The sequence below is a fragment of the Parapedobacter indicus genome (assembly GCF_900113765.1).
GTDB lineage: Bacteria > Bacteroidota > Bacteroidia > Sphingobacteriales > Sphingobacteriaceae > Parapedobacter > Parapedobacter indicus.
The window spans coordinates 125433-144964 of record NZ_FOQO01000008.1; the positions used below are offsets into that span (position 1 = coordinate 125433).

At 46.7% G+C, this 19532-nt stretch carries 17 protein-coding genes; 8 read left to right on the forward strand and 9 right to left on the reverse strand.

The annotated features are described in order from the left end of the window. Positions 1 to 10: 10 nt before the first annotated feature. From BMZ56_RS16595 to BMZ56_RS16615, 5 genes are all read right to left on the reverse strand, one after another. Entirely contained in the window at positions 11 to 3328 is a 3318-nt protein-coding gene (locus tag BMZ56_RS16595) for a TonB-dependent receptor (RefSeq protein WP_218146599.1), read from the reverse strand. 260 nt (positions 3329 to 3588) lie between these two features. Further along, on the reverse strand, positions 3589 to 4740 hold the full coding sequence (locus BMZ56_RS16600) for a FecR family protein (protein ID WP_090628606.1): 1152 nt from the start codon (positions 4738 to 4740) through the stop codon (positions 3589 to 3591). 42 nt (positions 4741 to 4782) lie between these two features. After that, positions 4783 to 5325 (reverse strand): RNA polymerase sigma factor, encoded by a 543-nt coding sequence (locus tag BMZ56_RS16605; RefSeq protein ID WP_177195179.1) that lies wholly within the window; start codon positions 5323 to 5325, stop codon positions 4783 to 4785. 119 nt (positions 5326 to 5444) lie between these two features. Then, on the reverse strand, positions 5445 to 7565 hold the full coding sequence (locus BMZ56_RS16610) for a carboxy terminal-processing peptidase (RefSeq protein ID WP_090628876.1): 2121 nt from the start codon (positions 7563 to 7565) through the stop codon (positions 5445 to 5447). Between the two features lie 139 nt (positions 7566 to 7704). Beyond that, positions 7705 to 8841, reverse strand: coding sequence for a tetratricopeptide repeat protein (locus tag BMZ56_RS16615; protein ID WP_090628609.1), 1137 nt, complete (start codon positions 8839 to 8841; stop codon positions 7705 to 7707). 209 nt (positions 8842 to 9050) lie between these two features. On the opposite strand from BMZ56_RS16615, the gene BMZ56_RS16620 reads away from it, so the two are divergent. Together BMZ56_RS16620 and mnmC2 are read left to right on the forward strand one after the other, a co-directional pair. Continuing rightward, positions 9051 to 10331 (forward strand): replication-associated recombination protein A, encoded by a 1281-nt coding sequence (locus BMZ56_RS16620; RefSeq protein WP_090628611.1) that lies wholly within the window; start codon positions 9051 to 9053, stop codon positions 10329 to 10331. Further along, positions 10321 to 10995 (forward strand): tRNA (5-methylaminomethyl-2-thiouridine)(34)-methyltransferase MnmC2, encoded by a 675-nt coding sequence (gene mnmC2, locus BMZ56_RS16625; RefSeq protein ID WP_090628612.1) that lies wholly within the window; start codon positions 10321 to 10323, stop codon positions 10993 to 10995. The genes BMZ56_RS16620 and mnmC2 overlap by 11 nt, the downstream gene beginning before the upstream one ends. A 4-nt stretch (positions 10996 to 10999) precedes the next feature. Here the strand turns inward: mnmC2 and BMZ56_RS16630 are convergent, their stop codons facing one another. From BMZ56_RS16630 to BMZ56_RS16645, 4 genes are read right to left on the reverse strand one after another with little or no spacing between them, the layout of a single operon-like run. Beyond that, a complete protein-coding gene (locus tag BMZ56_RS16630; protein ID WP_090628613.1) occupies positions 11000 to 11497 on the reverse strand; it encodes an FKBP-type peptidyl-prolyl cis-trans isomerase in 498 nt (165 codons plus the stop codon). Between the two features lie 37 nt (positions 11498 to 11534). Further along, the gene (locus tag BMZ56_RS16635) at positions 11535 to 13541 is read right to left on the reverse strand and encodes a thioredoxin domain-containing protein (protein WP_090628615.1); all 2007 of its coding nucleotides are present in this window, start codon (positions 13539 to 13541) and stop codon (positions 11535 to 11537) included. A gap of 59 nt (positions 13542 to 13600) precedes the next feature. Further along, on the reverse strand, positions 13601 to 14098 hold the full coding sequence (locus BMZ56_RS16640; protein WP_090628616.1) for a SixA phosphatase family protein: 498 nt from the start codon (positions 14096 to 14098) through the stop codon (positions 13601 to 13603). 25 nt (positions 14099 to 14123) lie between these two features. Beyond that, the gene (locus tag BMZ56_RS16645; RefSeq protein ID WP_090628618.1) at positions 14124 to 14315 is read right to left on the reverse strand and encodes a hypothetical protein; all 192 of its coding nucleotides are present in this window, start codon (positions 14313 to 14315) and stop codon (positions 14124 to 14126) included. A gap of 307 nt (positions 14316 to 14622) precedes the next feature. On the opposite strand from BMZ56_RS16645, the gene BMZ56_RS16650 reads away from it, so the two are divergent. The 6 genes from BMZ56_RS16650 to BMZ56_RS16675 all read left to right on the forward strand — a co-directional run bounded on the left by BMZ56_RS16650 (position 14623) and on the right by BMZ56_RS16675 (position 19489). Continuing rightward, positions 14623 to 15348 (forward strand): hypothetical protein, encoded by a 726-nt coding sequence (locus BMZ56_RS16650; protein WP_090628620.1) that lies wholly within the window; start codon positions 14623 to 14625, stop codon positions 15346 to 15348. Between the two features lie 71 nt (positions 15349 to 15419). Further along, entirely contained in the window at positions 15420 to 16253 is an 834-nt protein-coding gene (locus BMZ56_RS16655; RefSeq protein WP_245893269.1) for a glycosyltransferase family 2 protein, read from the forward strand. Beyond that, positions 16250 to 17053 carry a methyltransferase, TIGR04325 family gene (locus BMZ56_RS16660; protein ID WP_090628622.1) on the forward strand — a complete coding sequence of 268 codons (804 nt, stop codon included), beginning with the start codon at positions 16250 to 16252 and terminating at the stop codon, positions 17051 to 17053. The genes BMZ56_RS16655 and BMZ56_RS16660 overlap by 4 nt, the downstream gene beginning before the upstream one ends. A 137-nt stretch (positions 17054 to 17190) precedes the next feature. Then, a complete protein-coding gene (locus BMZ56_RS16665; protein ID WP_090628624.1) occupies positions 17191 to 18039 on the forward strand; it encodes a glycosyl transferase in 849 nt (282 codons plus the stop codon). Beyond that, the gene (locus BMZ56_RS16670) at positions 18039 to 18407 is read left to right on the forward strand and encodes a sugar 3,4-ketoisomerase (protein ID WP_090628625.1); all 369 of its coding nucleotides are present in this window, start codon (positions 18039 to 18041) and stop codon (positions 18405 to 18407) included. Before BMZ56_RS16665 ends, BMZ56_RS16670 begins: the two co-directional genes overlap by 1 nt. Continuing rightward, positions 18404 to 19489, forward strand: coding sequence for a DegT/DnrJ/EryC1/StrS family aminotransferase (locus BMZ56_RS16675; RefSeq protein ID WP_090628627.1), 1086 nt, complete (start codon positions 18404 to 18406; stop codon positions 19487 to 19489). The genes BMZ56_RS16670 and BMZ56_RS16675 overlap by 4 nt, the downstream gene beginning before the upstream one ends. The last annotated feature ends 43 nt before the right edge of the window (positions 19490 to 19532 follow it).

The following is a 19532-nucleotide window of genomic DNA, read 5'->3' on the forward strand; positions in this document are numbered from 1 at the left end:
AACCTAGCTATTAAAAAGTCAAATTAATACCAAACGAGGCGGTCCTTGCCAAGGGATACGAAGAAATGTCAAACCCCGGTGCCAACGTGTTGCTCAATGAAACAGACTGTCCTTCCGGATTGGCACCGCTATAGTTGGTAAACGTCGCAAGATTCTGCACCGTAACATATACGCGGCAAGATTTAATGAATGACGACCGACTAACCAGCGCTTCGGGCAGGCCGTATCCTAGTGTCAAATTGGTGATACGAAGATAGGAAGCATCTTCAACCCACAGATCTGAAACGCGATGTCCTCGGCTCGGCGCCGAGAAAGGTACCGCATAATGGCGCCCATCTCCCGGGTCGTCTGCGCTTCGATAGCGCGCTACCCACTCTTTCCCTACATTGAACTGCCCCTGCAAATTGTCAATCGTTTGTCGAAGTCCATTCATGACGCTCCCCCCGTATTGTCCGTTTATCACGGCAGACAGGTCAAACTGCCGGTACGTTAGCCGATTTGAAAAGCCAAAAATGAAATCCGGCTGTGGGTTGCCGATGATCGCGTAATCCAACAAGTCATTAACCAAGCCATCGCCATCCAAATCCTTATACCTGACGCCTCCTTCATAGACTTCAACCGAAGGATCCCGCACTACGTTGGGATTTGCAGCATCTTCCGCCGAGTACAACCCATCAAAAACATATCCGAAAAATTGACCTATCGGCCTTCCGACCTGTGTAATGTGGGTATAATTGTTGTCCGAATTACCCGAGTAAATGGGGTCTCCGTTGTCGTTCAGCGAGATCACTTTATTGCGGTTGAGTGCAAAATTCAACGTGGTCTCCCAGCGTAACTTACCTTCAACGGGCACCGCATTGAGCGCCACTTCCACCCCGGTATTCCGCACATTTCCTTTATTTACGATCTGGTTGTTGAAACCGGTAATTGCTGGAATCACATCATTCAGTAACATATTAACCGACTTCCGGTAGTAATAGTCCACCACCACCGAGAGTCGGTTGCCAAAAGTAGTCAAATCCACTCCACCGTCTATTTGGCTCGATTCTTCCCATGTCAAAAACGGATTGCTGATACCTACGCTTGATGCGGTTACCTGCCGATCTCCAAATACGTAAGACCCGGCATTGATAGCAGGCAAATGTGCATAATTTCCAATGTTATTATTACCGCTGCGGCCATAGGATATCCGCAGCTTCAACTCATCAATCCAATGGCTATCGTTAAGGAAATCTTCTTCAGATAAGCGCCAAGCACCTGCTACCGACGGAAAAAATGCAAATCGATTTTCCGAGCCGAAGCGGGACGAACCGTCGGAGCGGAACGTAGCAGTCAGCAAGTAACGATCTTTCAGCGTATAATTCAATCGTCCCAGATAGGAAATCATTGTCCATTCGTTGATATTCTGTCCCCACGCTTTTATCCCTTGTGCCGCATTGATTGTCTCAATCAGATCGTTCGCATACGGATTGCCCTGCAGATCGATGTTATCGCCTTTGCTCTTCTGTGTCGTGTAACCCATTAGTATATTAAGCCGGTGCGCATCTCCAAATGTCCGGTCGTAATTAGCTGTATTTTCTATCAACCAATCGAACGCGTCGCCGCGCGTTGTATTCGAGACTCCCGTACCGGGCTTTGGCGCACTATTCTGACCGCCAACCGTAGAAGGCTGATATAAGAAATATTTATTGGCCGAATAATTCGTACTGATGGCAGACCTCAATTTCAGCCCATCTATTACGTTCCACTCCAGAAATGCCGACCCCAGGTTCTGGAAATTATTGCGATTGCGCACGGTTTCCCGAAGCATAAAAAGGGGATTGACAAAACTCCACGACGAGTAATACTTGTTTTGAGGCGATACGATATACGGAATCAACTGACCCTGATCGTCATAGGGTGACAGGATCGGATTTCCCCAGCTGGCAAAGCCAATTACATCTCCCCGGCCGGAATTTGTATTGGTTTGCTGGTGGTGGATATAGGTCGGTTGCAGTGTTACACCCAACTTGACTTTACTACCAATATTCGACTCCATGGATAAATTTCCGGTAAACCGCTCCAATCCCGTATACCGTACCACCCCTTCTTGGTTATAATAACCCAAACTGAAATTGAGCCTCGACTCTTTACTTCCCTTGTTTACACTAACGGAATAATCCTGTACCCGCGCGGTCTGCAAAATCAAGTCATACCAATCGGTCCCTTCCCCCGATATATTCTGTGGCAGATACACTGCCGGATAATCACTATCGGTGGCCTCCCGTTTTTCACTTTTCCAAATCATAGCGGCTATTTTCTCCCGCTGGTAATCTGCAAATTCTCCCGCGTTCATCATACTCGGACGTCCTCTTTGGGGTACCTGCTGAATACCCGATGTGGCCGATACGTTCACTTCGGTTCGATCGTAACTCCCTTTCTTGGTAGTGATCATAATGACTCCATTCGCTCCCCGTGAGCCATAAATGGCGGTAGACGAGGCATCTTTTAATACACTGATCGACTCGATGTCGTTGGGATTCAAAAAAACCAGTGGGTTTAAATTTTGATTCATCCCCGATGCATAGGGCATTCCATCAATCACGTAAAGCGGCTCGTTGCCGGCGCCGATTGATCCGGCTCCCCTGATTTTCACAGAAGTACCGCCGCCCGGCGCGCCGGTTACCTGCTGAATCTGTACGCCCGCGACCTGCCCCACCAATTTCTGGTCGATGGTTGCCGCAGGCATTTGTTTGATATTCGTTTGATCGACCATCGTCACCGAGCCCGTCAAATCCGATTTCTGCATGGTACCATATCCTACCACCACTACTTCTTCCAAGTTGCCCATTAACGGTTCCAGCTGGATATTGACCGACCGGTTACCTGCCAAAAGCACTTCCAGCAATTCATATCCTATATAAGAGACTTCCAAAACTACTTCCAGGTCTGCCACGGCAAGGGTAAACTTACCACTTGCATCCGTTGCCGTAGCCAGTTGCGTTCCTTTTACGCGAATGCTTACTCCTTCCATGGGTTTTCCTTCGGGATCGACCACCGTGCCGCTTACCCTCTCCTCCTGTTCAGACTCCGTTGTTGAGACAGAATCCCGTTCCTTACCGGGTAGTCCCGTACGTTTACGCAGAACGATGTATTTTCCTTTCAGCTGCCAGGATACCGATGTGCCTTCGAGCAGGTAATTCATCACGCTTTCCAAGGGAGTTTCCCGGAAATTCACGTTAACCGCTTTTCGGGCATCCAATAGATCATTACTGAAAAAAACCGTCAATCCCGATTGCCGCTGAATTTCCTTGAAAACCTCCGAAAGTGGGGCTTGTTGGCGCTTCAATGAAATTTTGTGTTGTGCAGCGAGACAAATAGGAAGACCCACTGCCAAAAGCAGACTATATGTAAGACTGCATCTTTTCGAAAAAATACCAAACTGTTTAATCATAATTAGCTAAAATGGTTTACACACATAGACCGGGAATTCCGAAAAACGGGTGAAAAGAAATTAAAAAAATTTGATTAATGAACCGTAGTAAAAGTAACCGGGCAGGTTACAAGTTCAAACGCAGCAATGCTACCTATTATGGGAAGAAAAGGTACTTATTCAGGCGTTGTACCCGATAATAACAGCTTTCCACCGGAAAATTGATACCGTATGTTAGCCGTGGCCTTCAGGTTTTCAAGAAAGACAGTGATTGAGTCGCTCTTATGGATGGCACCGGAAAGTTTCATTGCTGCCAGTGCCGGATCGGTCGTCCGAATTCGCTTTCCATACCAACGCTCTAATACCGGCAACAACCGTTTCAGGGGTTCATTCTCAAAATGATAGATGCCGGCGCGCCAAGTTGCCGTGGTCGTTGGGTCAAACGTCCGGGACAACAGTCCTTCCGCTGTTGCAACTGCCTCAAATCCGGGAGAAAGGCGCATTCGATGATCGTTAACACGGGCTTCAATTGCACCGCTGAAAAGCGAAGTTATTATTTGAGCCCGATCGAATGTGTTGACATTAAACTCCGTACCGAGCACCTGTATGTCCACGTTATCGGCATGGACAGTAAATGGAAGTTTTGCTTGATTTGCTACCTTAAAATAAGCCTCCCCTGTTAAGAAAACTTCCCGCGAAAAAGTTTGAAATGACGCCGGAATCCGCAATACGGAAGACGAATTAAGCCACACCTCACTTCCATCGGGTAAGACGAGGTAATAATCCCTTGTGGCGGGTACGGAAATAGTATTGAAGGCTTCCGGCTGCAGTTCAGGTTGATGTTTCTCCACTGAAAGCGCTCGGAAACCGGCGGACGCCTTCCGGATAAGCGTTGTTCCTTGCGTAGTGTCAAGCAGATGATAACGCTCACCACTCCACAGTTCCAAGACGACGTCCGAACCCACCGCAACTTCTTCCAAATTTGCAGCAATTGGCGTACTGGAAAAATAGTTCCAAAACCCAAGGCATGTGATAACGATCAACACCGACGCAACAGCTGCTAACATCCAGCTGTTTTTCTGGCGTGGCGCTGTTGTTCGCTTTTCAGCGATCCGTTGTGATACGGACAACCAAGCTCGATCCGCATCTAATTCTCCTAAAAACCGCTGGGAAGAAGCGTCCTCAAATGTCTTCGAATATTCCCTCCATTTCGTCCGTATTCCTTCATCGGTCGACAATAGCCATTCAAGCAAGCTGTTATCTTCCTCAGAAAGACTGCCCGCTATACGATCCGCAAACAACTGACTTATCTTTTCTTGATCTGGCATTCGTACTGATGACAATTATATATCTTATGTGGGTGAATATGATCAGAACTTTTTAAAATCCTTACGCAGCGCTTCCAGCGCTAACCTGAGATGTGTTTTAATGGAGTTGACACTGATTCCTAACATATCAGCGGCTTCCTGGTATTTTCGTTCCTCAAGATACACGAGTTTGACGGCTTGTAGGCGCCTGTAAGGTAATTTACTGATAGCTCGCTCCATCCTTTCAGATAACTCTCTATTTTCCAACGTGATGTCGGCCCCAATCTGCTGCCCCGTTTCCGTTTGGAGGTAGCTTTCTCTCCGGCAGTTTTCTACCTTTCGTTTAGCTAACAAATTCAGACATTTATTCCGGATTGAAGTATGTAAGTAAGCCTTAACCGACGTACGTATAGAAGAAAGCGCATGGGTCGAATACGCTTCAACGAAAAATTGCTGTACTTGGTCTTCGGCTTCCGCTTCATCTTTAAGCAGATAATACGCCTCGACAACCAACGACTTGTAATATCGTTTAAATACGGCTTCGTAAGCTGCTATATCTCCCCGCTTGAGTGCAAAAAATAGGCTGTCTTCACCCAGGTTATCCATTGGTTCACAAATTTTGGTCATCACCTGGCCGGTCCCGGACTGATCGTCAACCGACTCGGTGAATCGCAAAAATCGTTTATTTTCAGGCGAAGACCGTCCTGAACTGTCAAGGTTGCCGTTTACTTTTTCATCAACCCGACAAAATCTGCCATTACGGATAGGCTTTCCTCCTGAATGAAATCCAGCCCCTCGTCTACGTCAGTGGCCGTGCCTCCACCAAGCGGCAGATCTATTTTCATCTGCTGAAGGGCGTCAGAGCGGCTTTTATTCTTTAACCGGTTATCTTCACGCTCTTTCTTCAACTTATCTTCCTGAAGCGTCACACTGGTTTCAGATTCCTGCTTCTGCATGGTATCGATGTCTTCCAGCAGAAATTTGTATGCCTGCGAACTGTCCATCCGGACTTGGTGCTTTTTGGCAAGCTGAGCGATGACTGACTTCAGATCGGCAACCGGTGCAAAATCAGCGGCATTGATCTGATCCCAAGGCAACGCCGAAGGTTCCGAGCTTTCACCATATTTTTCGGCGGAATATAACGACGGAAATGTGAGATCCGGTTCTACTCCCCTGTGTTGCGTACTGCTACCCGTAATCCGGTAAAATTTAGCCAGCGTAATGTTAATCTGTCCGAACTGTGGCGCACCGGCGGGCAGGCCGTCATCGCCATCGGCCTGTGCCTTCAACAAAAGGCGATCCGTAGGACTGATTACGCGGCTCATGTCAATGGCCGATTGTACGGTGCCTTTTCCGTAGGACTGCGATCCCAACACGATGCCCCTGCCATAATCTTGGATAGCCGCCGCAAAAATTTCTGAGGCCGAAGCGCTGAATCGGTTAATAATAACACCCAACGGACCATCCCATGCCACCCCTTCCTCACGGTCGCTATTTACCTCGATTTGATTTCGCGTATCACGTACCTGTACCACCGGTCCTTTGTCGATAAACAAACCTGTCAGTTCGATGGATTCCTGCAATGATCCTCCTCCGTTAAACCGCAGGTCCATCACCACCGCATCGACATTTTCCTGTTTCAGCGAATCCAATAACAGCCGGACGTCACGTGTGGTGCTCTTGTAATTAGGGTCATTTTTACGATATGCCTCAAAATCAATATAAAATTTGGGGAGACTGATAATGCCGACCCGGTAAGTCTTTCCATCGTCTCCGATCACTTCCTTGATTTCACGCTTAGCCGACTCGTCTTCAATCACCACCCGGTCTCGGGTGAGTGACACGATTTTCGGCTCTGCCGTTGGTTCCTCGCCGGCAGGAATAATTTTTAACCGCACGACGGTACCTTTCGGTCCTTTAATCTTGGATACCGCATGATCCAATTTCCAGCCGATAATATCCTCAAATTCACCGTCCTTTCCTTGAGCCACGCCAATGATGCGGTCATCGATTTGTAAGGCTTTCGCCTTATAGACGGGACCTCCTACAATAATATCGGCTACCTTCACCATTTCGTTTTCCATAGACAGCCTCGCCCCAATCCCTTCAAACGTATTGGCCATATCTTCATTAAACCGCTGTGCAAAATACGGATTGAAATAGCTCGTATGCGGGTCAATCGCGTCCGTCAATGCGGTCATAATCACTTGAAAAGCCTCGTTATTGTCGGTCTTTTTCGCCATCGAAATCAAGTTCTTATACCGGTTCGTCAGCGTTTCCTTCTGTTTAGCCGTTGCCGAATCGGTCGTGCTTCCACTAAGCCGTAAATTCAGCAGGTCGTATTTCACCCGCTTGCGCCATTGGTCATTCGCCTCCGTTTCGGAAGCAAACCAACTTTCTTTCTCACGGTTATACACATACCGTTCATCCACGGAAAAATCGTGTGCTGCATCAACCTGCGTCAATGCATAATCTAACCGATCTAAATAACGCTTCATGTATACATTAAACATGTGGTAGGCCGCACTTAAGTCGCCGTTACGAAAATCTTCCCCCAATGTATTCCTATATTGCTCAAATTCGTCGATATCCGACTGCATCAGGTAGTTCTTACCTTGGTCCACCGCTTCGATCAAATTGTCAAAAATCAGGGAAGAGATGGAATCACCAAAGGGAACCTTCTTATAGCTAATTGATTCAAACAGCCCCACTACATCCTTCGCTATCACGGCATGTTGAGCCGTTGGCTTTAAGGCTCCGGTCTCTGCATCAAGACTCACCCTCGGTTTAGATCCACAGGCCGCTATCGCCACCACAAACAGCGCAAAAAATACTTTCTTCAACATATTCTCCATACTTCTTTTATCCCTTTGTCTTGATTGTGGTCAGCCCACAATTTCCATTCGCTAATTAAGCCGCTAAATTTAATAAAAAACCGCTATTCTATAGTACACTGTTGTCTTTGATTTTGTTTTCCGAACGGCTTCAGTTGTCTACGGGTTTCTCTCCTTTAAAAAGGATATTTTTAAGCGCGTCATATCGATTAAGTGCCAAGGCTGCTCCATCGTAATCCCCCGCTTGATGATACAAGCTTCCCAACGCATCTTGGATTGCTAATTGCATTCCCATAATATGATCTTTTTTTGCCAGATCGTTCGCTACTTTATATTCTTCGATGGCTACCCGTGGATTTCCGGAATGTTTTTTTGTTTCTGCTAAGTTAAAAATGATCTCGGGCAGTTGGTCTTTGATGCCTTCCTTGTCTACAATCGTCTTTGCTTGCACCAAAAACCATTGGGCTTCGGGATATTTTTGTTGAAGGGTATAGACATCTGCCAACGTACGATAGGCAGAAGCGCGGCCGGCTTCATTTTTTGCTCTACGGAACAACGGCACTACTTTCCGGATAATATCCCGTTCGGCTTCGAGTGAAAAACCCATTTTGGCCTTAACAAGTGCCAATTCCATCAATGCCTCCGCCTGCCGGGTATTGCTTCCGTTTTTTACCGCGCGGTCGTATAATTGCTGGCGCAGGGCATGTGCTTTGTCTAATTGCCCTAGATACTCATAAGTAACCGCAAGGTTATGGGCAATGGTTTCCCAATCAGATTGATCGCCCAACGCCCGTTTTGCCTGCATCGCTTTTTCGAAAAACTCAACCGCAAAATCGCATGCTCCCAACGCAACATACTCCATTGCCAGTCGATTTTCTACATCCGCCTGTTTCCCTGCCTGCTCCGATACCCCTGTACCGTCCATCTCCATTAACAGCTTCCCTTCGACACTAGAAGTCTGGGCTTCGGCGATGGGCATATATTTTGCCAACACCTGGCCGTTGCCGGTCATATCCAACCGATGGTAATACTTCATCCGGTTTACATATTCTTCCACTACTGCCGAATCGATCTCCTTTTCCGCATAACGGTCGTCCAGCAGCTCCTCCTCCGTTTTCGGCGGCGGGAGGAAATAAACAGAGGGACCTATCCCTGTAAATGTGCTGTCATATTTGGATACCACGCCGGAGAAATCGACGTGTTGCTGGGCAAAACCACCGTTCAAAATGCTGCAGAAAAAGAAACAAAAGCATACAATATGTATAAACAGCCCTTGTTTTAATTTCATATACAATTCCAATCTGCGCACTAAGATAGGAATTCTTGGTTAATTTTCCTTACACCTCACAATCCTGTTACGTTTCCGTTTGCTGCTCGCAAGTTGGATTTCGTCTTGTTGGGGAAGGTGTATCCACAAGTTTGCGGGGGTATTTTGAGAATAAATACACCCCATTGATTTGTATACTCGCAGCGATTTTTTTAACTTTGCTAAAAAACATGGCAACACGGATTCCCCTGGCTGAGCGTATGCGCCCCACGACAATTGAGGACTACGTAGGACAACAGCACATCATCGGTGAAGGAGCTGTATTACGGAATGCCATCCAGCAAAACAACATTCCCTCCATGATTCTTTGGGGGCCGCCGGGTGTCGGCAAAACCACCTTGGCCTTCATTATTTCTAAACAGCTGGAACGATCATTTTTTAGCCTCAGCGCAATCAATTCGGGCGTAAAGGATGTGCGCGAGGTGATCGATAAAGCCGAACAACTTCGGAACTTCCAACAGGAGCAACCCATTCTATTCATTGACGAGATACACCGCTTTTCGAAATCGCAACAGGATTCCCTTTTAGGAGCCGTAGAAAGGGGGTTGGTTACGCTCATCGGAGCAACCACTGAAAACCCTTCTTTTGAAGTCATATCGGCTTTACTCTCCCGCTGTCAAGTATACGTATTGGAACACTTGACCGAGGAAGAACTGATCGGCATTATCGACAAAGCGCTGGCAGAAGATGAATATCTCAGCAAGTTGGCAGTCACCGTAAAGGAATACGGGGCATTGCTACGGCTTTCAGGTGGCGATGCCCGCAAACTGCTCAACGTGCTTGAATTGGTTGTGAATGCTGCCGGGGGGAAGTCATTGGAAATCACCAACGACTTTGTACTCAAGCAGGTACAGCAAAACATGGCCATTTACGATAAGACAGGTGAGCAGCATTACGATATCATATCCGCTTTCATCAAATCCATCCGCGGCAGTGATCCGAATGCAGCAGTATACTGGCTGGCACGGATGATTGAAGGTGGAGAAGACCCGCTCTTTATCGCCCGCCGGTTACTTATCCTTGCTTCGGAAGACATTGGCAATGCCAATCCGAATGCGTTGCTACTGGCCAACAATTGTTTTCAAGCGGTAAACGTGATCGGCTGGCCGGAGTCGCGCATCATTCTTTCGCAAACCGTTACCTACTTAGCTTCATCGGCAAAGAGCAATGCTTCGTACGACGCAATCAATAAAGCCCAAGCGCTGGTTAAACAAACAGGTGATTTATCCGTTCCCTTGCATATCCGCAATGCCCCAACCAAACTGATGAAACAACTGAATTATGGCAAAGATTACCAATATGCCCATGCGTATGAGGGCAATTTTGTAGAACAGGAATTTATGCCAGACAGCTTGAGCGGCGTTAAGTTATACGACCCAGGAAAGAATCCGGCGGAAGAAAAGTTACGCGAAAAATTGAGGCAAAACTGGAAGGGTAAATATGGATACTAATTCATTTGTGGTAACCGCCGACGGTTCAAAAACATTATACCATTCCGGAATCGGTGAGCACTATCACTCCCAGCATGGTGCGGTACAGGAAAGCAAACATGTTTTTGTCGGTATGGGGTTATCTCACTTTTTGAATATCCATGAGCCGGAGGTCGTGTCCATTTTGGAAATCGGATTGGGCACCGGGCTCAATTTTTTATTGAGTGCAGACTTCTGTATGCAAAAAGGCGTTCAGCTGGATTACGTGGGTGTAGAGGCCCACCCACTACCCAGCCAGTTGGTTGCCCAAACCGGATATGATCGCTATGTTTCCGCTTCGCTATGGGCATCTTTTCTCAGACAATATTCGGGCAGTTGGCATACGCTCCAAGCGCTGAACGCAGATTGCCTATTAACCGCTGTCCACTGCGAAATCCTGCATTTTACGATAGGCAAACAGTTTGATGTTTTGTATTTCGACGCATTTGCGTCGACCCGGCAACCGGAGATGTGGACAGAAGAAACATTGCAGCATGTCACTGCTTTTCTAAAACCCGGGGGAATATTCGTAACCTACGCCATCACCGGGCACCTCAAACGAACGCTAAAGGCGCTGGGATTTACGGTTGAAAAAGTGCCCGGAGCACCCGGTAAAAGAGAGATGCTCCGAGCCATCAAAATGTAAGTTATCAATGATGATGTGAACCATCGGGGCCGTGTGAATGTCCATGTGCCAATTCATCCTCCGTTGCTTCGCGCACCGATAATACTTCGATAGCGAAATGGAGATTTTGACCGGCCATCGGGTGATTCAGGTCGACCACCACTACTTCGGGACTCACTTCAGTTACCTTGCCACGGAATTGATTTCCCTGATTATCCTGCAGCGGCAGAATTTGACCGACAGCAGGAATACCACTTTCCTTAAACATATCGACCGGAAGCGTTGCTATGGCTTGTTCATTAACCTCTCCATAGGCGTCCGCGGCTTCAAGTTCAAAATCCGTCGTGTCTCCGGCACCAAGCCCGGCAATATTTTCTTCAAATTTTGGCAGCATCATGCCCACACCAAACAGAAAATCCAAGGGATTGTCCCGGCCGGCTTCTTCAACAAATGTTTTTTCGCCATTTTCAACGGTGTGGAGTTTGTAAGTCAGCGTGACGACGCTGTTGGGTACAATAGTCATTTTGTTCTAAATTAGGGGACATCCTATGCCCCAGTTATCATTGTGTAATTAATTGCAATAATGCTTCGCTGTTCTCCACAGGCAGGCTACACGTTTTATCGCGGCACACATATGCCCGCGTTGTGTTTCCTACCCTTCCTGCTAACAAGGGAAGGTCTCCTTTTGTTCCTCCCAATATCAATTTATTGGGAATGTATTTTGCATCCAAAGCTATTCGGAATGCATGCCAATCAGGGCCCGTCATCACTACTTGATAGCAACCAAATACCTCTTCTAGTAACTGGATTGCCCAATTGGAATACGCAGCGCCATATGCGGCCATCTGCGGAACTACATTTGCCAATGCCTGCGAGGCAATATCCAAATATCGTTGTTCATCAAAAATCAGTCCCAACCGGTTGAGTGCCCGCACGATGCCCGATGTGGAGGAAGGGATGACGTTGTCCATCACCTCCTGTTTGCGAGCGATAAGCGCTTCGGCAAGGGAAGACGTATAGTAAAATGCAGCCGCTTGCGGGTCGTAAAAGTGTGTCAACACGTACTCCATTAGCCTTTTTGCCTCATAAGCCCAGGTTTCGTCGAAGGTAGCTTCATAAATTGCCTGAAAGGCTTCAATGCAAAAAGCGTAATCATCCAGGAACCCGGGAATCGTTTTTCCGTTTGCGGCCGGTTGATGCAGTATCCCTCCGTCTTTGGCAGATAGATAGGCACGTATGAATGCGGCGCTATCCAGTGCACGGCGCAAATATTCAGGCACATCAAATACCCGATATGCATCCAAAAACGCCTTGATCATCAACGAATTCCAGGAAGCCAGCTGTTTGTTATCCAACCCGGGTTTCACCCGTTTGTTCCGATAATCCAGCAGCTTTTGTTTGCCCTGAGCAAGGTAGGCATTCCATTCTTCAGCAGAGAAACCCGCCTCTTGTGCCATTTTGTCTGCATCGATATCGATTTTCAACACATTGGCATGTTCCTCTTCCCAATTTCCAGCTTGCGTGACGCCGAAGTAACGAATGAACAATTCAGCATCTTCACCCAATATGCGTTCGATTTCCGCCTGCTGGAAGGTATAAAATTTTCCCTCAATGCCTTCGCTATCGGCATCAAGCGCACAGTAAAAGCCTCCTTCAGGACTGGTCATTTCACGCTGTACCCATTCCAACGTTTCCATCACCACCCGTTTATATTGATCGGTGGGACGTTGCTGCCAGGCCTCGGCATACAGGCTAACCAATTGCGCGTTGTCATACAGCATTTTTTCGAAATGAGGAATATGCCACCGACCATCCACCGAATAGCGGGCAAATCCACCCCCTACATGGTCATAAATACCTCCGGAAGCTATTTTCCGCAACGTAAAATGCACATGCTCCACGATCTCTGGATCGTCGGCTAATATGCCGTAACGCAACAGAAACAACCAATTATTGGGCATTGGAAACTTGGGCACGCGTGTATGTCCGCCTTCCCGTTTGTCGAAAAGGTGCTTCCAGGGGGAGACGATTGCCTCCAAATCTCCCGCAGTATACGCCTCGGGAATCCGGTTCACCGGCAGTTGTTCGCTCTGTTGTATTCCATTGGTGAGCCGTTGCGCATAATCAGCAGCTACGTCGGGGGTCTCCCGCCACATTTTAGCCAATTGTTGGAGTACATTTTCCCAGTCGGCAGGTCTGAAATAGGTCCCTCCATAAATCGGGCGACTGTCAGGCAAGCAAATGCAGTTGAGCGGCCAGCCTCCTTGGTTCGTCATCAGCTGTACTGCTATCATGTACAGCTGGTCGATATCCGGACGCTCTTCGCGGTCTACCTTGATCGAAACGAAATGTTGGTTCATCACCGCAGCGATGTCGTTATTCTCGAAGCTCTCCCGCTCCATTACATGGCACCAATGGCATGCCGAGTATCCGATGCTTACAATGATGAGTTTATTTTCTGACCGTGCTTTGGCCAAAGCTTCCTCTCCCCACGGATACCACTCGACCGGGTTATACTGATGTTGCAACAGATAGGGAGATGTTTCGTTTTGAAGCTTATTGGGCATGTAGAGATAAAGGTAAGATTTTTATATAAAAAGCCAACAGTTCCTTCAAGTTTGATACGCTAAGTTTCCTCCTTTGGAAAGGTAAACCATAGCTGGCTTCCCAAGCCGCCGCTTACAGCGGCCCAATTCTCGGCATCGTGAAACCGGATATGTACTAATCCACATGTGGGAAGGTTATAAATTTGTTCATCGGTTAGGTAATTAGCTAACAGCGTAAGTCCAGGATTATGCCCGATGAGCGCAATGCTGTGATATGCGTTATCAAACTCATTGACGATCTTTAATAAGGTGGTTGGCAGCGCCTCATAAATACGATCATCTGTTTGGATTGCACCGATGGGTATTTTCAGCTGGCTAGCGAATAATTGTGCGGTGGTTAGCGCTCGTTTCGCTGGGCTACTCACCAAAAGCTCAGGCTTAATGGAATATTCGTTCAATCGTGCTGCTATTTTTGGCGCATTGGCAAACCCACGCGTATTAAGCGGCCGATCGAAGTCACTGACATCGAAACTCCAATCTGACTTTGCATGTCTAATGATAAACAAATCCCTAGCCATAAGGTGAGGGTTGCAATAATCATGCCTACAGATTGGCAATATTCAGTTCAATTTTTAGCTTTTTTTTGATTTCACCTCCTTTGTAATGTCCATTCACCATATTGGTCAGTATCTCCCGGCTTACACCAATTTTCTCTGCAACTTCTTTGATAGTTCGTCGGGCCCTTATAATTTCAAGCTTAAACTGTATGTTTTCTGGATACCTTGGCTCTTTCATTTTAAATTTCTCTTATTTGTGTAATTCCACGTCGATTAGATCCTTCATGATTTTGTGCTTCGGGTCGTACTGGCGATAGTAAAGGTAAGAGGTTGAGATTTAATTTCAAAATTCGATGCAGGTCACGGAAGACGTCATAAAATCTTCGTAAACGATTTCAACCAAAACTGGTTGCCTTCGGGGGTTGTTGTAACACCTTGACCCTGCTTATTTCAGCGAGTTCAGACTTAATGGGATATTCGCTTTGATTTCGACGAAAAACTTAGAATGCCTGTAACATTTCAGGTCCTAAGTTCGTTAACAGAATATGAGCATTATCGCGGTGCGGCTCCAAGACTACCGAGCCATGCTTCGGGCAGAAATAGGAACTTCCTTATTTCGTCAGTTGCGTTTCTTCAGGTACTACCGGCGATGGAAAAAAAGCCTTAAGAATCCTGATGTGTTGAACAATCAAATTCCTTGGATCAATTTTCCAGCAATTGATTTTCTCGAAAGGTATCACCGGCCTGATATGCGAGTGTTTGAATACGGCGGCGGCGGGTCGACACTCTTCTGGGCTTCCAGGGTAAAAGCGGTCATAACCGTCGAACACGATGAGCAGTGGGTAATCAAACTCGCCAATAAGTTACAGCAATTAGGGATCACCAACGCCGAAGTACACCATATTTCCGCCGAGCCGGATTCTGGCTTCGGACGAAAGCGAATCACATCATTAACAGACTGCATCTCCGACGATCCGCTTCACCATGGCAAACATTTTAAGCGGTATGTCAATAAAATTCTTGAATTCCCCGATGCTTACTTCGATATAGTCGTTGTAGACGGGCGCGCACGTCCATCGTGTGTTGGCATTGCCAGATTAAAGGTGAAACCAGGTGGCTTATTATTACTGGATAATACAGAACGGGACTATTATCTTGCCGAAGCCTGGCCACTACTTCGGCGACAAGGATGGACGCGATTGGATTTTTTCGGTCCGGTTCCTTATCTTTATCACTTTTGCAAAACAACAGCTTTTTTACGCAAACTGTAAACAAATTGGCCGCTCCAATCATATTATTTACCTACAATAGACCCTGGCATACTCGAGAAACGGTCACCTATTTGCAACGTAACCATCTCGCGGCAGAAAGTGAGTTAATTGTATATGCCGATGGGCCAAAGTCAACAGCGGATGAACCGTTAGTCACGGAGTTGCGTAATTATCTGAAACAAATCAATGGATTCAAGCGGCTTACGGTTATCGAACGGCCAGAAAACTTCGGTCTGGCGCGAAATATCATTGCCGGTGTAACTAAAACCTTACATAAGCATGATGCTGCAATCGTTGTGGAGGACGACCTGATAACGTCACCATGGTTCTTAACTTATATGAACGATGGCTTGACGCGCTACGCCGGGTGCCATGAAGTAGCCAGTATACATGGTTACGTATATCCTGTGAAGCAGCAACTTCCCGAGGCATTTTTCATTAAAGGAGCGGATTGCTGGGGTTGGGCCACTTGGAAACGTGCATGGAAATGTTTTGAACCAAATGGACCTCTCCTGCTGAACAAGCTGCAAAAAAGCAATCTCACTTATGAATTTGATTTCAACGGTGCTTATCCGTACACCCCGATGCTTAAAGATCAAATTGCGGGAAAGAACGACTCTTGGGCCATCCGTTGGTATGCATCAGCCTTCCTGAATAACATGATTACCCTATATCCCGGAAAATCGCTCGTGCATAATATCGGAAACGATGCCAGCGGCACCCATAGCGCAGCCGTATCCACGTATGATACAGAAGTATTTCAGGGTTACATTGACGTGGAAACAGAGGTAACACACAATTTTGAGGCGTTCTCCGTTATCGCTGATTTTTTGCGTTCATTGCAACAACCGCAGCCTGCCGTCGCCAAGAAAAAAAACTGGCTCCATAAACTTTTTAACCGATGAAAGTATTCTCAAAAAAGAAGAAAAATATAACTCCTCCACTACCTTTATACGGTTGGTTTGGGGACTATTCCTCCTGGGAAGACGCAAGCTGCGAAACAGGTGGCTATCATCAAGCAAACATCCTGAAAAAAACGAGAAACGCGTTACTGAAAATACGGGATAGAGAAGCCATTTACGAACGGGACTCCGTATTATTCGATAAAAAAGAATATCCGTTTCCAATCATCGCATGCCTGCTTCACATCGCTGCGAAACGTGAGAACACCCTTCGTGTTATCGATTTCGGAGGTTCGCTGGGCAGCACTTACTTTCAACTGAAAGATTTCCTAAGCCCACTTAACACATTGCGCTGGCATGTGGTAGAGCAACCTATGTATATAGAGGCGGGGCGACAGGATTTTGAAAATGAGCAGCTAAAATTCTACCATACCATCGTCGAAAGTATGGCCATCGAACAACCGGATGTGATCTTACTTTCCAGCGTTGTGCAATATCTGGCGAAGCCTCACGACTTTCTTTCCGAATTGGTTAAATATGAAGTCGAATACTTGCTTTTTGACCGCACAGCTTTCATCAGTAACGGTCATGACCGTCTTACGATCCAACGGGTCCCTCCGGAAATATATGATGCATCGTACCCTTCGTGGTTTTTCAACGAAATGCAATTTATGGAACATTTCAGTCATTATACATTAGTGGCAGACTTCACCTCCTACGTCGCCAGCGAAGCAGACTTATACATTGATGGTCAGTTGGCCGGATATGATAAAGGGTTTCTCTTGCAGAAAAACGCATTATGATCCATTTTTGTACCTTATTCAATTCACAATACTTAACCAGAGGTTTGGCCATGTACCAGTCTCTTAAACAACATTGCACTAGCTTTCACCTTTATGTTTTCGCGTTTGATGATTTAGCCCATCAAACACTTAATACAATGCAATTACCGCATGCTACGGTGATTTCACTTGCGGACTTTGAAGACGAGCAATTGTTGACAGTGAAACCTACCCGAACAGCTGGAGAATATTGCTGGACATGCACCTCATCCACGATCCGATATTGTATTCAAACCTATGGCCTCGACGCCTGTACTTACATCGATGCCGACTTACTTTTCTTCGCCGATCCCTCCGTACTCATTGAAGAAATGGAAGACCGCTCCGTTCTGATCACGTCACATCGTTATTCACCCGCATACGACCAATCGGCAACGAGTGGCACCTACTGTGTGCAATTCATCTGTTTCAAAAATACAGAAGACGGTATGAGCGCCCTTAACTGGTGGCGAGAGGCCTGCCTAGCATGGTGTTATAATCGCATCGAGGACGGCAAATTCGGTGACCAGAAATATCTGGATGATTGGCCCAACCGCTTTTCAGGCGTACACGAACTGCAGCACATCGGAGGTGGGGTAGGCCCTTGGAATATTCAGCAATATGATTTCTCATATCGGAATGGTTCCCTTATGGGAAAAGAACTGGCTAGCGGCAAGGATTTTCCGGTAATTTTCTACCATTATCATGGTTTCCGCTATGCAGAAGCGGATGCCTTCATCCCAGCTCCCAACTACCAACTTTCTAAAAATGACTTGAAACATATCTACAGTCCCTATGTCAAAGCGCTAACATCTGTGGAAAGAGAGCTCAAAGAAAAAAGGATGTCTCAGCAATTCCACGAAACGGTTGAAATCCCACGTATTCGAAAATCGATCCGGCGGATGTATAAACTTTATATTAGTGGACATTTTCGCGAATTTTACCACCGATCTTATTTCTCACGTTAATGGCTTATCCAATTGATCTGACAACATTCACCGACCTGCGTGGCAACCTTACGGTTATCGAAAAAATTGTCCCCTTTGATATTAAGCGGATTTTTTATATTTATGGTGTCGACAATTCCGTACGCGGAGGACACCGGCATCACACCACTGTCCAAGCGGCGATCTGCCTGAAGGGAAGCTGTACTATCTACAACCATAACGGCACCCATGAAGATACATTTATTTTAGACGCTCCACACAAATGCCTGATCTTGGAAACACAAGATTGGCACCAGATGTATAATTTTACACCGGACGCCATCCTTATGGTGTTGGCATCGGCTTATTTTGACCCCGCGGATTACATTTACGAACCTTACGAGATATGATTGCCTACGAAGATTTACGAAAGGTCAACGAACCCTTTTTTCAGGAATACACCGAGACGTTCCAAAACACATTACAAAGTGGTTGGTACATTCTGGGCAACAAGGTAAATGATTTTGAATCAGCGTTTGGTAACTATTGCGGTGCTGACCATTGCATCGGGGTAGCATCTGGATTGGATGCGATGATACTCGCATTCAAATATTTTGATTTTGATAAGGGGGATGAAGTAATCGTTCCTTCCAATACATACATCGCCTCCATACTGGCCGTGCTGCACGCCGGATTAACACCGGTGTTGGTTGAGCCGGATATCCGTACCTACAACATCGACCCGTTAAAAATCGAGGAAGCGATTTCACCAAAGACAAAGGCCATTCTAGTCGTGCACCTCTACGGAAAAATGTGTGACATGGCACCCATTTCGGAAATTGCACGTCGCCACAATTTACGGATTGTGGAAGACTGCGCTCAAGCACATGGAGCCTCCTATCAAGGCAAACAGGCGGGTACTTTCGGAGATTTTGGTGCGTTTAGCTTTTATCCCACCAAAAATCTTGGCGCATTGGGCGATGCCGGTGCTGTGACTACCCATTCAGCAGAGGCCGCCAATGCCATACGTGCACTACGGAACTATGGGACCTCCCAAAAATACATGAATGATTATATTGGTTACAATTCGCGCCTTGATGAATTTCAAGCAGCCTTCCTTTCTATCAAACTCAAATACCTTGACGCCATCACCACACACAAACAGCGGTTGGCTGCTATTTATTTCAACGAACTGAAGGCGGATTTTACATTACCGCTCCTACAACCCGGATTCGACGATGTATTTCATATTTTCGCCATCCGACATCCTAATCGGGATAACCTGCGGGAGTATCTACTGCAGCAGGGCATCAAAACTGAGGTCCACTATCCGATACCCCCGCATAAGCAGAAGGCGATGGATGGGATCTTCAGGCACGACCGCTATCCGCTATCTGAAGAAATACATAATACCATATTAAGCTTACCCATCTCCTATGGGCTTACAGAAGAAGATATATATCGGGTCACAGAAACCCTAAATAATTATTGAGATCGGACGCTCAGCGGGACACCTGCTATCTCCGCCATTTTTT